General features: G+C 69.5%; 13 protein-coding genes. 2 read left to right on the top strand and 11 right to left on the bottom strand.

The annotated features are described in order from the left end of the window. The 8 genes from GA0115259_RS09350 to GA0115259_RS09315 form a co-directional block, all read right to left on the bottom strand. The coding region (locus GA0115259_RS09350; protein WP_141716502.1) for a hypothetical protein at positions 1 to 200 on the bottom strand (200 nt) is incomplete at its 3' end. 31 nt (positions 201 to 231) lie between these two features. Then, positions 232 to 1548: a coiled-coil domain-containing protein gene (locus tag GA0115259_RS09345; RefSeq protein WP_176732488.1), complete on the bottom strand. Its 1317-nt coding sequence runs from the start codon at positions 1546 to 1548 to the stop codon at positions 232 to 234. Between the two features lie 60 nt (positions 1549 to 1608). Next, a complete protein-coding gene (locus GA0115259_RS09340) occupies positions 1609 to 2670 on the bottom strand; it encodes a glutamate ABC transporter substrate-binding protein (RefSeq protein ID WP_237539873.1) in 1062 nt (353 codons plus the stop codon). A gap of 11 nt (positions 2671 to 2681) precedes the next feature. Further along, positions 2682 to 4088 carry a hypothetical protein gene (locus tag GA0115259_RS09335; RefSeq protein ID WP_370747555.1) on the bottom strand — a complete coding sequence of 469 codons (1407 nt, stop codon included), beginning with the start codon at positions 4086 to 4088 and terminating at the stop codon, positions 2682 to 2684. 387 nt (positions 4089 to 4475) lie between these two features. Next, a complete protein-coding gene (locus GA0115259_RS09330; protein ID WP_093593628.1) occupies positions 4476 to 5465 on the bottom strand; it encodes an N-acetylglucosamine kinase in 990 nt (329 codons plus the stop codon). Between the two features lie 95 nt (positions 5466 to 5560). Continuing rightward, complete coding sequence (locus GA0115259_RS09325; protein WP_093593616.1) at positions 5561 to 6826, bottom strand: 6-phospho-beta-glucosidase; 1266 nt, start codon at positions 6824 to 6826, stop codon at positions 5561 to 5563. 5 nt (positions 6827 to 6831) lie between these two features. Continuing rightward, a complete protein-coding gene (locus tag GA0115259_RS09320; RefSeq protein ID WP_202449825.1) occupies positions 6832 to 7749 on the bottom strand; it encodes a carbohydrate ABC transporter permease in 918 nt (305 codons plus the stop codon). Position 7750: 1 nt separating this feature from the next. Then, positions 7751 to 8632 carry a carbohydrate ABC transporter permease gene (locus GA0115259_RS09315; RefSeq protein ID WP_256097954.1) on the bottom strand — a complete coding sequence of 294 codons (882 nt, stop codon included), beginning with the start codon at positions 8630 to 8632 and terminating at the stop codon, positions 7751 to 7753. Here GA0115259_RS09315 and GA0115259_RS41650 point away from each other — a divergent pair. Then, entirely contained in the window at positions 8559 to 8714 is a 156-nt protein-coding gene (locus tag GA0115259_RS41650; protein WP_256097955.1) for a hypothetical protein, read from the top strand. The genes GA0115259_RS09315 and GA0115259_RS41650 overlap by 74 nt on opposite strands. Here GA0115259_RS41650 and GA0115259_RS09310 read toward each other — a convergent pair. From GA0115259_RS09310 to GA0115259_RS09300, 3 genes are all read right to left on the bottom strand, one after another. Beyond that, positions 8711 to 10045 (bottom strand): ABC transporter substrate-binding protein, encoded by a 1335-nt coding sequence (locus tag GA0115259_RS09310; protein WP_093593610.1) that lies wholly within the window; start codon positions 10043 to 10045, stop codon positions 8711 to 8713. The two genes, GA0115259_RS41650 and GA0115259_RS09310, sit on opposite strands and share 4 nt — an antisense overlap. A gap of 110 nt (positions 10046 to 10155) precedes the next feature. Next, positions 10156 to 11370 (bottom strand): ROK family transcriptional regulator, encoded by a 1215-nt coding sequence (locus GA0115259_RS09305; RefSeq protein ID WP_237539874.1) that lies wholly within the window; start codon positions 11368 to 11370, stop codon positions 10156 to 10158. A gap of 179 nt (positions 11371 to 11549) precedes the next feature. Beyond that, complete coding sequence (locus tag GA0115259_RS09300; RefSeq protein ID WP_176732487.1) at positions 11550 to 12617, bottom strand: mechanosensitive ion channel family protein; 1068 nt, start codon at positions 12615 to 12617, stop codon at positions 11550 to 11552. Between the two features lie 270 nt (positions 12618 to 12887). Here GA0115259_RS09300 and GA0115259_RS09295 point away from each other — a divergent pair, with 270 nt between their 5' ends. Continuing rightward, the gene (locus tag GA0115259_RS09295) at positions 12888 to 13424 is read left to right on the top strand and encodes an HNH endonuclease (protein WP_046504717.1); all 537 of its coding nucleotides are present in this window, start codon (positions 12888 to 12890) and stop codon (positions 13422 to 13424) included. Positions 13425 to 13502: the final 78 nt, after the last annotated feature.

Below are 13502 nucleotides of genomic sequence, written 5' to 3'. Positions count from 1 at the left end.
AACCCGCCGCCCCCTGACCGGCTGCCGCTCTCCCTGCCGCCGTTCCCGCCTCCCGTGATGCCCGTGGGCGGCGAGGAGAGCGATCCGTCGGTCGAGACGACGGGAGCCAGACCACAGGTGTCGCAGTACAGCTCGCCGCCGCCCATGTCCTCGTACGAGCCCTCGCAGCCTGGGCGCTGGCACGCGTTCGTCCCGCTCATCGGTCCCCCCGTTCCTCTTCTGTTCCTGTGTTCACGCGGTGCTCCCTGGGCCTCGCGGCACCAGGACGTCCGCCGCGGCCCGCTGATAGCGCAGCACCGCCTGCTCGGCGACGCGCAGATCGCAGGGCGCGCTCCACAGCATCCGGCGCGCCGCGTCGTACCGCTCCATCAGCACCGGATCCTCGGCCATTCCGTGCCGGGCGACCTTCGCCTTGTACGCGTCGAGACGGCCGCGCAGCTCCGCGCGGACCGCCAGCGGCGCCGTGACCGCCGTCAAGGACTCACGGGCCCGCAGCAGTTCGTCCTCGGCCTCGCGCTCCAGCGATTCCAGCAGCGGCGAGAGCCGGTGCCACTGGGCGTGTCTGCGGTACTCGGCGGCGGTCGACAGCCGCTCCTGGAGGGCGGTCGGCGGTCCGCTGACGGCCGGCACCTCGGACGCCGCGATCTTCGCCAGCACCTCGCCGCGGGCCGATCTGGCCTCCGTGAGCGTACGGTCCGCGCGCGAGAGCACATCACGCAGCCGCTTCAGCCGCTCCTCCGAGTCCTGGCGCACCGCGAGGACCGCCTCGATCTCGCGCCGTACGTCCTCCAGCGCGCGGGCGGCCCTGTCGTACCGCTCGGTGTCGGGACGGCCGCCGCCCGGCGCCGAACTGCCGGGCGCGGGCCGCCAGAAGGCCAGCGGATCGGAGACCACCTGGGCGCGCAGCGTGCTCAGCTCATGGGTGATCGCCTCCAGATCGTCCCCGGCCGGATGCTCGCCGGGCCGTACGCCGACGGAGTGCGCCAGCGAGCGGGTGCGCTGGAGCTCCGCCGAGAGCAGATCGATCCGGGCCGGCAGCGCCGACCACACCGCGTCGGCGGCCACGACCATGTCGAGCGAGCTCGCGTACAGCTCATTCATCCGGGTGACCAGCTCCGCGAGCGTGAAGTGCTCGGAGAGTTTGGCGGGCCCGGTGAGGGCGGCGAACTGGTGCCCGGGCGTGCCCGCCACGGTGACGCCGCGCCCGCGCAGCGTCTCCGTCAGCTCCACCAGATCGTCGCGGCTGAGCCAGCGCCTTCTGGCACGCGTCTCACGGGCGCCGGCCAGTGCCGCGGCGTAGCTGTCGAAGTAGCTCCACAGCAGAGTGATCGACTGTTCCGCGGTGGCCCAGCGGTCCTTGGTGATCCCGGTCAGCTCGGCGCCTTCGAGCAGTCTGCGACCCGCGTGGTCCTGGAGGGCGAGCAGCGAGGTCTCGATCGCCTCGTGCTCCGCTTCGAGGCGCGCCAGCGCACGGTCCACCTCGTCCCGGTCCATCACCGGTCCCGGTGGCCTCCCCGTCGAGTCGGGAAAGGAGCCCGTGCCGCCCATCGATCACCTCTCCGCTCTCGCGTCGGCCGGCGGGCCGACGAGGCCGTTCCCGTACGCGCGCTAGCCGTTCTTGTACCTGGCGGTCGGCGGCGCGGTGATTCCGGGCAGACCGGCCTCCAGCCACTTCTTGTACGACGTCATCCAAGGGCTGTTCGCCCCACCGGCGCGATACCCCACCAGCACCTTGTTCACCCGGCGTATCAGATCGTCATTGCCCAGTTTCGCCGCGACGCCGTAGTACTCGGTGGTGAACGGCTTGCCGCGCAGCTTGACCGCCGGGTCCTGGGCCGCCTGGCCGGCCGCGAGCGCGTTGTCCGTCACCACCGCGTCGACCTCGCCCAGCTGGAGCCTGACCAGACAGTCGAGCTGATTGGGCACCGTCAACCGGTCCTCGTCGGAGGCCTGTTCGTCGTGCTCGTCCTTGAACACCGCGCCGTACGACTTCTTCTTCAGCTCCTCGTAGGCCGTCGAGCCCTCCGCCGTGCAGACCCGCTTCCCGGCGAGCGAGGCGTTGTATCCCGTCACCGGCGAGTTCCTGGGCGCGAGCACCTGCTGCCCGGCCTGGAAGTAGGCGGTGGAGAACGCGACCTGCTGTATCCGGTCGCAGTTGATCGTCATCGTCCTGACGACCAGATCCACCGTGCCGTTCTCCAGTGCCCCGATCCGCTGATTGGTCGGTATCGCACGGAAGATGATGTCGTCCGGATCGCCGAGTATGTCCTTGGCGATGGCGCGGGCGAGATCGATGTCGAAGCCTTCGAGCTTGCCGGTCGCCGGATCGCGGTAACCCCAGCGGTAGCTGTTCTGGTCGACGCCGACGATCAGCTTTCTGTTCTCGCGGGCCTTGATCTTCTGGATGGTGGGACCGTCGGCGCCGGAGGGCTCCAGGCTGGCTTCCGGCGTCTCGCACTCCTCGGCCTGGGCGGGCACGGCCGTGGCGATCCGCTGGGCGGACTTCCGCGAGCCCTCGTCGACCGTGTGGGACAGCGGGAGCAGAGTGAGCGAGGCCGTCAGCACACAGGCACCGGCCATGGCCGAGACACCGCCCCAGCCGCGGAGCCGGCCGGGCGGCCGGAGCCTACGGGGCGGGCGGAGCCCGTCCATGGAATCCGTCGGATCCATCTCTCCCCCTCTCACCGGTACTCCGAAAGCCTGCGGCCGATGCCCAGGATCGCGCCCACCGCGGCCACCAGGGCCAGCGCGCCCGCGCCGATCGCCAATCCGGTCAGCGCGTCCCGTCCGTCCGACGCGGACCGGGTGAACTCCACCTGCTCCTGGGCGAGTGCCCGCTTCAGCGCCGAGTCCACCTGATCGAACGACTGGCCGGTGGATGGCCCGTCGCCGATGACCTTGGTGAGCGCGCCCTCGTAGTCACCGGCCTTGTCGGTGGCGCTGGCGGACGCGTGGCGCTCGCGCCACTGGGTGACCGAGGAGATCGCCTCGTCCACCGGTCTGCCGCCCGCGCTGTCGTCGGCGAGCTTCCTGGCCTCGTCGAGCGCGGTGCTGAGCCTGTCCATGCCCGTGTTGTAGTCCGTCTCGTACTTGTCGTTCTTGCCGTCCGGAGTCAGGACGGCGCCCCGGGCGACCAGGGTGAGATTCTCGTTCGCACGGGCCTTGAGGGAGTTGATCCGGGCCTCGTTGAGGACCTTCAGCGACGCCTGGCCGTGCTCCTGCGCGTTGTTCAGCTCGGCCCGTGCGACGGTCTGGCCGACGGCGAGCCAGAGCAGCAGCACGGTGGACGCGGCGGTCGCGGCGAGCAGGCCCTGGTTGAACACCCGGTTCGTCCGCAGATAGTTGCGCCGCTGGGCCCAGAACAGACCGCCGAACGCCAGCACTCCCATCACCAGCGAGACGAAGGGCCACAGCCGCGCGTCGTCGTTGTCCCGGGCGAGCCGGTCCGTCTCCGCCGCGTACAGCTTCTCGGCCGCGGGCAGCAGCTCGTTGGTCATCTGCTGGTTGGCATACCGCAGATAGGCGCCGCCGAGCGGAAGTCCCATGCGGTTGTTGGCGCGGGCCCGCTCGATCAGACCGGTGTAGCGCGGCAGGCCTTCGTTGAGCGTGGCTATCTGGCGGCCCGACTCACTGGTGCTGTCCGTATGGGTGGCCGCCTTGATCAGCAGCCTGGACGCCGTCCCGATGTCGTCCCGATACCGCTGCTGCACCTTGCGCGGCTCCTCGGCGCCCGCCAGGAAGCCGCCGGCCGCGGCCGTGTCGGCGTCGGCCAGCGAGCGGTAGATGTCCGCCGCGTCCGCGCTGAGCGGCTGACTGCGGCTCACCACATCGTCGGCGGCGGAGAACCGGTCGGCCGCCTCCCACGCGGTAACCGCTCCGAACGCCACGACCAGCAGCGCCAGCGCGGCGCCGATGATCCTCAGCCGGCCCGGCTCCGTCGTCGCCGCGGTGCGCAGCCGCTCCGTGGTCTCGGCCCACGCGCCGTGCCGTACGGGCGGTGCCGACGGTGGCGGTCCGGCCGGCGGCGCCATGGGCGCGTACGTCGGAGCCGATGGTGGCGCGGTGCGCACATTCGGTGGATATGTCACGTGACCTCCCCCTCGGTCATCTGACGACGACGGCCCGTCCCCGGCGGGTCGGGGGACAACTCCCGGCCGCCAGTATGGACGCAGGGACCGACAACCACACCAGGCTTGACTGGATCTTGCACGTATCGCCCGTTCCGCTCACGCACCTGCCGAATCCAACGATCCCGCCGCGGCCTTCCGGCCCCGGCACCATGCCCCTGTCCCAGCCCTGTCCTGTCCCGTCCTGGCCCTGTCCGCTCTCCCCACCTTGAATACGCCGCAGACCCGTGATCGGTTCCCGTTCAGCGGGTGTTCCCACCCGAACGGGCACAAGCCGGCCGGGCACGGGCCGCCCGGGACACAGGACTTACTCGTCCGGACCTGCGCCCGGGACTTACGGCCCAGGACCTACCGCGGCCGAGGATCCTCCTGGCGCGCGTAGTGCGCGCCCAGCCGGGCGTGGGCCTCCGCGTCGGCCCGTACATGGTCCAGACCGAGCAGCGCCGCGCCCAGCACCGGCGGCGCCGTCACGACCTCGATGACGGCCTTCGGCGCCTTGGCCGCCAGCAGCTCCACTATCCGCCGGTCGAGCTGCGGATGACGGGCCGCCAGCACACTGCCGCCCAGCAGCACCGGCACCTCCTCGTCCAGCAGGTCGAGCTTTCCGAGCGCAACCGTCGCCATCGCGACGACCTCCTCGGCCAGCCGGTCCACGATCGACCTGGCCACCGGATCGCCCGCCGCGCCCGTCGCGAAGAGCACCGGCGTCAGCTCATGGCGGCGCTCGAACGGCAGCCGTCCTCGATGCAGCGCTTCGATCAGCTCGTACATCGAGCGCAGACCGAAGTGGCCGGGCAGCGTCCGTACCAGCTCCGTGGGCCCGCCGCGGCCGTCCTCGGCGCGCGCCGCGAACCAGAGCGCCTCCTCGGCGAGTCCCGAACCGCCGCCCCAGTCACCGGAGATCCGCCCGATCGCGGGAAATCTCGCCGTCCTGCCGTCCGGCAGCATCCCCACACAGTTGATGCCCGCGCCGCAGACGACGGCCACGCCTCGTGGCGCCTCGCCGCTCGGCAGACCGGCCCGCAGGATCGCGAAGGTGTCGTTGCGCACATCGGTCGTACGGCCCCAGCCGCGCGCCTGTACCGCCTCGGCCAACTCCCGCTCCTCGACCGGCAGATCCGCGTTGGCCAGACAGGCGGACACATGCTCGGCGAAGCCCTGCTCCGGCAGTCCGGCGGCCGAGGCGGCCTCGGCGACCGCCACCGCCAGGGTGTCGATCGCCGCCTCGATCCCGACGACCGGCGGCTGGAAGCCGCCACCGCGGGCCGTGCCCAGCACCGAACCGTCGGCGCCGATCACGGCCACATCGGTCTTGCTGTTGCCGGCGTCGACGGCCAGGACGCTCGCGCGCCCCGCCGCCGCACCGGCCGCGCTCTCCGTCGCCGTACCGGTCGCGCGTCCCGTCGCCGCACCGGCCGTTCTCCCCGCACCGCTCACACCCACGCGAGATGCTCCCGGTTGTGCGCGATCAGCTTGTCGGTGAGCGCCTCGGCGTACTCGAACTGGCCGATCAGCGGATGGGACAGCAGCGCCTTGAAGACCCGGTCCCGGCCGCCGTGCAGCGCGGCCTCCAGCGCCAGGCCCTCGTACGCCGTGACATTGGCGATCAGCCCGGCGTACAGCGGATCCAGCGCGGGCACCGCGAGTGGCACCGCGCCCGACGTGTCCACCCGCGCCTGGACCTCGATCACCGCGTCGTCCGCCAGGAACGGCAGCGTGCCGTTGTTGTACGTGTTCACCACCTGGACCGGGCTGCCGCCGCCGCGCAGCAGCGAGGCCGCCAGATCCACCGCGGCCTCCGAGTAGAAGGCGCCGCCGCGCTTGGACAGCAGCTCCGGCTTCTCGTCCAGGGCGGGATCGCCGTACATCGCCAGCAGTTGCTTCTCCATCTCGGCCACCTCGGCGGCCCGCGACGGCTTCGTCCGCAGCTCCCGTACGACCTCGTCGTGCGCGTAGAAGTAGCGCAGATAGTACGAGGGCACCACACCGAGACGGTCGAGCACCGCGCGCGGCAGCCGCAGATCGGCCGCGAGCGCGTCGCCGTGCCCGGCCAGCAGCTTCGGCAGCATGTCGGCGCCGTCGGGCCCGCCGAGGCGCACTCCGTGCTCCCAGGTCAGATGGTTGAGCCCGACATGCTCCAAGTACACCTCGGAGGGCGCGACATCCAGCAGTTTCGCGAATCTGCGCTGGAAGCCGATCGCCACATTGCACAGCCCCACGGCCCGGTGGCCGGCCTGGAGCAGCGCGCGCGTCACGATTCCCACCGGATTGGTGAAGTCGATGATCCACGCGTCGGGATTGGCGCGGCGGACGCGCTCCGCGATGTCCAGGACCACGGGGACCGTACGCAGCGCCTTGGCGAGACCGCCCGCGCCCGTCGTCTCCTGGCCCACACAGCCGCACTCCAGCGGCCAGGTCTCGTCCTGGTTCCGCGCGGCCTGTCCGCCGACGCGCAGCTGGAGCAGCACCGCGTCGGCGTCGGCGACGCCCGCGTCCACGTCCGAGGTGGTGGTGATACGGCCCGGGTGGCCCTGCTTGGCGAAGATCCGCCGCGCGAGTCCGCCGACCAGGTCGAGCCGGTCGGCCGCCGGATCGACCAGCACCAGTTCCGCGATCGGCAGGGTGTCCCTCAACCGGGCGAATCCGTCGATGAGTTCGGGTGTGTAGGTGGATCCTCCGCCTACCACTGCGAGCTTCACTTTTCTCAGCCCTTCACTCCGGTCAGTGTGACTCCCTCGACGAACGCCTTCTGGGCGAAGAAGAACACGAGGATCACAGGGGCCATGACCAGTACGGTCGCGGCCATGGTCAGATTCCAGTCGGTGTGGTGCGCGCCCTTGAAGGATTCGAGGCCGTAACTGAGCGTCCAGGCGGCCGGGTTCTCCGAGGCGTAGATCTGCGGTCCGAAGTAGTCGTTCCAGGCGTAGAAGAACTGGAAGAGCGCGACGGCCGCGATCCCCGGCCTGGCCATCGGGAGTACCACCCTGATCAGGGTACGGAACTCACCGCAGCCGTCGACCTTCGCGGCGTCCAGATACTCGTTGGGGATCGTCAGCAGGAACTGGCGCAGCAGGAAGATGGAGAACGCGTCTCCGAACGCCATCGGGATGATCAGCGGCCAGAGTGTGCCCGACAGATCGAGTTGTTTCGCCCAGAACAGATACATCGGAATGATGATCACCTGCGGCGGCAGCATCATCATCGAGATGACGAGCATGAGCGAGAGCTGTCTGCCGCGGAACCGGAACTTGGCGAGTGCGTACGCCACCGGGACCGAGGAGAGCACGGAGAGCACCGTGCCGAGTCCCGCGTACAGCAGGGTGTTCTTCCACCAGGTCAGAAAGCCCGGAGTGTCGAACACCTTGGTGTAGTTGCCCCATTCCCAGGTGTTGGGCGTGAGATCGCGGGTGAGCGCCTGCTGGTCGCTCATCACCGAGGTCAGAAAGAGGAAGACGAACGGCAGCACGAAGAACAGCGCCGCCGCGACACCCAGGGAGTGGACGCCGATCCAGTGCAGCAGCGCCCTGCGGCGCGCGGTACGGGCGGCGGGTGTTTTGTCCCGGGCGGACTGCGACGCGGTGCCGGGACGGTTGTCGGGTACAGGTACAGGTACAGAGGTCATCTCAGTCACCCGCTCCGATCAGACCGCCGCGCCGCCGCATCAGCAGCGCGGTGAAGGCCATGGCCAGGACGAACAGGACCAGCGCGACCACACAGGCGGCGCCGTAGTCGAAGCGCTGGAAGCCCAGGTTGTAGACGAGCTGAGGCAGTGTCAGCGTGGACTTGTCCGGGTAGCCGGGCTCGAACTGCTGGCCCGAGCCGCCGATGATGCCGGAGGCGACCTTGCCCGCGACCAGCGGCTGCGCGTAGTACTGCATCGCCGAGATCACTCCGGTGACCACCGCGAACATCACGATCGGCGAGATGTTCGGCAGCGTCACGAACCGGAACCGCTGCCAGGCCGACGCGCCGTCCAGCTCCGCCGCCTCGTACTGCTCCTTCGGTACGTCGAGCAGCGCGGCCATGAAGATCACCATCAGATCGCCGATGCCCCAGACGGCCAGCAGTGTCAGGGCCGGCTTGGACCAGGCCGGGTCGTTGAACCAGCCGGGCGTCGGCAGGCCCAGATCGCCGAGGATCGTGTTGACCGGTCCTGTCCCGGGATTGAGCAGAAAGACGAAGGCGAGCGTCGCGGCGACCGGTGGCGCCAGATACGGCAGATAGAAGAGGGTGCGGAAGACTCCCGTACCCGTCTTGATCTTGGTGATCAGCATGCCGATGCCCAGCCCGAAGACCACCCGGCAGGCCACCATGATCACCACGAGCCAGAGCGTGTTACGCAGGGACGGCCAGAACATCGGGTAGTCGCCGAAGACATACGACCAGTTCCCGAGACCGTTCCAGACGGGCGTGTTGAAACCGTCGTACTTCATGAACGAGAAGTACACGGTCGAGATCAGCGGATACGCGAAGAAGACGGTGAAGCCGATCAACCAGGGCGACATGAACGCCGCCGTACGCAGCGCCGACCTGCGGCGCTTCGAACGGAGCGTGGGCGTGGACATGGCTGGCGTCCCGGCCCGCTAGCCGGCCTGCTCGATGTCACGGTCGATCTGCGCGGCGGTCTGCTCCAGACCGGCCTGGAGATCCTTCACCTTGCCCTGTTCGTACTGGTACCCGAAGTCCTGGAGCGTCTGCTGGTACGTCGCGCCGTTGACGGCGGCCGGCGGTGTGTTCGACTGCGGATGCTGCGCGATGTCGAGGAAGGTCTTGAAGCGCGGATCGAACTTCAGATCCGGGGACTTGAGCGCGTCCAGCGTCGACGGCACATTGCGGATGCCGTTGGCGAACTCCACGACCGCCTTGGTGTCGGTGGTCATGTACTTCACCAGCTCCCACGCGGCGTTCTGCTTCTTGCTCTGCGGAGCGATGCCCATGATCGTGCCGGAGAGGAAGCCCTTGCCGTAGCTGTCCGCCTCGTCGTCCGCCACCGGCATCGGCGCGACACCGATCTCGAACGGGACCTTGGCGTCCTCGGCCATACCGAGCCGCCACTCGCCGTCGAGCTGCATCGCGACCTGGCCGGTGTGGAAGGGATGCTTGGCGCCCCACTCATCGCCGAAGGTGCTGCGGAACTTCTCCAGCTTCTCGTAGCCGCCGAGATCGTCCACCAGCTTCTTCTGGAAGGTGAACATCTTGGCGAAGGCCGGGTCCTTGGCGATGTTCGACTTGCCGTTCTGGTCGAAGTACGTGTGGTTCCAGCTCGACATGTAGTGGTCGACGACCGTCTCGTAGCCGTGGTAGGTCGGCATCAGACCGACCCGCTCATAGCTGTCGCCCTTGGGCTTGGTCAGCTTCTTGGCGTCCTCGGCCAGCTCCGACATGGTCTTCGGCGGCGCGGCGATACCGGCCTCCTTGAAGGCGTCCTTGTTGTAGTACAGCCCGTACGCGTCGCTGAGCAGCGGCAGCGCGCAGCGCTTGCCCTCGAACTGGGTGTACTCCAGCAGCACGTTCGGGAAGGTCTTCGCCAGATCGAGCTTCGACTTCTCGATGAACGGCGTCAGATCGGCGAAGGCGCCCGACGAGCAGAACTTGCCGACGTTCGAGGTGGTGAAGGAGGACACCACGTCGGGACCTTTGGAACCGCCTGCGCGCAGCGCCTGGTTGAGCTTGTCGTCGTTGATATTGCCGACGACATTCACCTTGATGTTCGGATGGGCGGTCTCGAACCGGTCGATGTTGTCCTGGATCGCCTTGACCTCGGCCGGCGCGCTCCAGCCGTGCCAGAACGTGATGGTCGTTTCGGCGTTCGGATCGTCGGAGGCGGCGGAGCCCGACTGGCCGGTACAGGCGGTGGCGACGACGGATATCGCGGCCACCGCCACGGCGGAGGCGGTGAGACGGCGGTTTCTGAGCATGGCGGTACTCCCGGGGGATGGTCGGGCTTCTGAGAGGACTCGGTACGGGACTGCCGGTGCGGGACTGCCGGGACGGGATCGCTGGAGCGGGCGGAGCGGACGGAGCGGGCCTAGCGGGAGGTGTCGAAGACCTCGTCGCGCGTGGCCGAGAGGGCGCTCTCCAGCGCGCCCCGCAGTACGGGATGGCGGTGCACCTCGCCGATGAGGAGCCGTGGGCGGGAGGCGGCGAGCTCGGCCAGCTCCGCCTGGACCAGTGCGCGCAGCGGCTCACCGCCGGCCGTGGTCAGCCCGCCCGCGAGGACGATCAGTTCGGGATCGAGTACGGCGGTCACCGACGCGAGACCGGTGGCGAGCCGCTGGGCGAACAGCCGCAGCAGCCCGGCCAGCCGCTCGTCCCGCTCGTGCCCGGCCGCGGCGCGGGCCAGCAGACCGGCCGCGACCTCGGCGTACGGCTGTTCCGGTGTGTCGATGCCCAGGGACTTGGCGAGCCGCGGTACGGACTGGGCGCCCGCCAGCTCCTGGAAGCCGCCGCTGTTCGCCCGGACCACCTGGCGCACCAGCGGAGTGCCCGGGACCGGCAGGAAGCCGACCTCGCCGGCGCCGCCGGTGAAGCCGCGGTGCAGCCGTCCGCCGATGACGAGAGCGGCGCCGAGGCCGTCCTCGTTCCACAGCAGGACGAAGTCCTCGTGGCCGCGTGCCGCGCCGAGCCGCTGCTCGGCGACCGCCGCGAGGTTCACGTCGTTCTCGTACTCGACGGGCATGGGCAGCACGGCGGCCAGCTCGTCCAGGAGCGTGGTGGAGTGCCAGCCGGGCAGATGGGACGCGTACCGCAGCCGGCCGGTCGACGGATCGAAGGCGCCCGGTGTGCCGATCACCGTCCGGTGGATGTCGCCGCGCGTGAGCCCGGCGGCCTTGACGGCTCCCTCCAGGGCGTCCGTCACCTGGCGTACGACACTGACGGCGCGGCGACCGGGCGTCGGCAGTTCGAACTCGCCGACGGTGGTCCCGGTGATGTCGGCGACGGCCGCGCGTATCCGCTGCGGACTCACATCGAGTCCCGCGGCGAACGCGGCGCGCGCGTTGACGGCGTAGAGCTGCGCGTTGGGTCCCGGCCGTCCCTCGGTGGTCCCGGTGGCGACGACCAGTCCGGCGGCTTCGAGCCGGGCCAGCAGCTGTGACGCGGTCGGCTTCGACAGACCGGTCAGCTTGCCTATCCTCGTACGGGAGAGCGGCCCGTGGGCCAGTAGCAGATCGAGTGCGGCCCGGTCGTTCATGGCCCGCAGCACACGCGGTGTCCCCGGTGACGGAGTGGGCGGTCCGGCCATATCGGTCATGGACGCGACACCTGCCTTTCGCTGCTTGCTCTCCCACACTGTTAGGAAAGTTTCCTATTGGGGTGCGAGGAAAGTAAGCCGGACGTCAGGAAGGCGTCAATACTCTCCGGCGTGACACACCCCCGAGGCAACCAAAGCGTTACCTGCGGAGGTGCGGGTGCCGGATCGCGTTACTTGGCCAGATTCGGCGGCGGGCTGAGCGGAGCCGCCTGGAGCGACTGCGGCGATGTGGGACTGGCCAGGGCCGAGGGCGCGGACACACCGGCCGTCGGATCCGGCGCGGGCGCCTCCTCGACGGCCGGCGGCAGACCGCCGACGATCCGGATGCCCGCCTCGTCGAAGGCCAGCTTGATCCGCCAGCGCAGCTCGCGCTCCACGCTCAGCGACTTGCCCGGCATCGTCTTCGCCGAGAGCCGTACGGTCATCGAGTCCAGCAGTACCGAGTCCAGCCCGAGGATCTCCACCGGGCCCCACAGCCGCTCGTTCCACGGATCGTCCTTGGCCATCCGCGCGGTGACCTCGGCGATGACTGTACGGACCCGGTCCAGGTCCTCCGACGGCCGCACCATCACATCGACGCCGGCGGTGGCCCAGCCCTGGCTCAGATTGCCGATCCGCTTGACCTCGCCGTTGCGTACGTACCAGATCTCGCCGTTGTCGCCGCGCAGCTTCGTCACGCGCAGACCGACCTCGATCACCTCGCCGGAGGCCACACCCGCGTCGATGGTGTCCCCGACGCCGTACTGGTCCTCCAGGATCATGAAGACGCCGGAGAGGAAATCGGTCACGAGATTGCGCGCGCCGAAGCCCAGCGCGACGCCCGCGACACCGGCGGAGGCCAGCAGCGGAGCGAGATTGATGTTCAGCGCGCCGAGCATCATCAGCGCAGCCGTGCCCAGGATCAGGAACGAGGTCACCGAGCGCAGCACCGAACCGATCGCCTCCGATCGCTGCCGGCGCCGCTCGGCGTTGACCAGCAGCCCGCCCAGCGCGGTGCCCTCGACCGACTGGACGCTGCGGTTCATCCGCTCTATCAGCTTGGTCAGGGCCCGCCGGATCACATGCCGCAGCACCAGCGCGATGATCAGGATCAGTACGATCCGCAGCCCGATGCTCAGCCATGTCGCCCAGTTCTGCTCCACCCAGCCCGCCGCGTCCGTCGCCCGGGCGGCTGCTTCGTCGAGGGTCACGGGATCGGACGACGAGGGGCCGGCGGCCGGCAGGGCGGACCAGGACACGACAGAAACCTCCAGGTGTGCACGGGCGGTCCCACCACACTAACGGGGCAGTGCGGCCCGTCCGGTGCCGCGACCGGGGGAGAGACATGGCTCACGCGCGTCCCGGGCGGTCGTCATGGGCCCGTGAATACGGGGGAAGAGGCCGGTGTGGTCGAAAACACTCCCAGCCCGTTACCGGGACGTGGTGGCGTTTCGACCAGGCATGAGGAGAGACTGAGAGCAGATCGTCCCGGCGCGAGCCACGCGCCGCCGGCGTAATAGGAGGCATCCGTGCCGCATGTCCTGGTCCTCAACGCGTCGTACGAGCCGCTCGGCGTCGTACCGCTCCGCCGCGCGCTCGTCCTCGTCCTGGAGAACAAGGCCCTCTGCCTCGAGGAATCCGGCGCCTTCATGCACAGTGAGACCCGAGTCATCCCAGCACCCAGCGTCGTACGGCTGAAGCGTTTCGTACGGGTCCCTTACCGGGGGCCCGTTCCACTGACGCGCCGTGCGCTCTTCGCCCGCGACGGCGGTCGCTGTATGTACTGCGGTGGTGTCGCAACCAGCGTCGACCACGTCATTCCGCGCAGCCGTGGCGGACAGCACGTGTGGGACAACGTGGTGGCGGCGTGCCGCCGGTGCAACCATGTCAAGGCCGACCGTCATCTGCGGGAGCTGGGCTGGAGACTCCACCAACAACCCGCCCCGCCGTCGGGCCTGGCCTGGCGGATCATCGGAACGGGGCACAGGGATCCGCGCTGGTTGCCGTACTTGCAACCGTATGGCGCGGAGGACGCCATGGCTCGGATCGACGGCATTTCAGCCTGACGATCCGGGTCGCCTTTGTTTTCAGGGCTCGGTTCGCCTCCGGGCGCTTTGTGCCACTGTCGACGGTCGACCGTGCTC

The sequence above is a fragment of the Streptomyces sp. MnatMP-M17 genome (assembly GCF_900091995.1).
In the GTDB taxonomy this organism is placed as follows: Bacteria; Actinomycetota; Actinomycetes; order Streptomycetales; family Streptomycetaceae; genus Streptomyces.
Note: the sequence above shows the minus strand (reverse complement) of the source record. Positions and strands in the feature narration are given on the sequence as shown.

Bases quoted from the DNA above. Each gene is read 5' to 3' on its own strand.
- GA0115259_RS09340 (WP_237539873.1), bottom strand. From the start codon at position 2,670: ATGGATCCGACGGATTCCATGGACGGGCTCCGCCCGCCCCGTAGGCTC.
- GA0115259_RS09320 (WP_202449825.1), bottom strand. From the start codon at position 7,749: ATGACCTCTGTACCTGTACCTGTACCCGACAACCGTCCCGGCACCGCG.
- GA0115259_RS09345 (WP_176732488.1), bottom strand. From the start codon at position 1,548: ATGGGCGGCACGGGCTCCTTTCCCGACTCGACGGGGAGGCCACCGGGA.
- GA0115259_RS09310 (WP_093593610.1), bottom strand. From the start codon at position 10,045: ATGCTCAGAAACCGCCGTCTCACCGCCTCCGCCGTGGCGGTGGCCGCG.
- GA0115259_RS09305 (WP_237539874.1), bottom strand. From the start codon at position 11,370: ATGGCCGGACCGCCCACTCCGTCACCGGGGACACCGCGTGTGCTGCGG.
- GA0115259_RS41650 (WP_256097955.1), top strand. From the start codon at position 8,559: ATGAACGAGAAGTACACGGTCGAGATCAGCGGATACGCGAAGAAGACG.
- GA0115259_RS09315 (WP_256097954.1), bottom strand. From the start codon at position 8,632: ATGTCGCCCTGGTTGATCGGCTTCACCGTCTTCTTCGCGTATCCGCTG.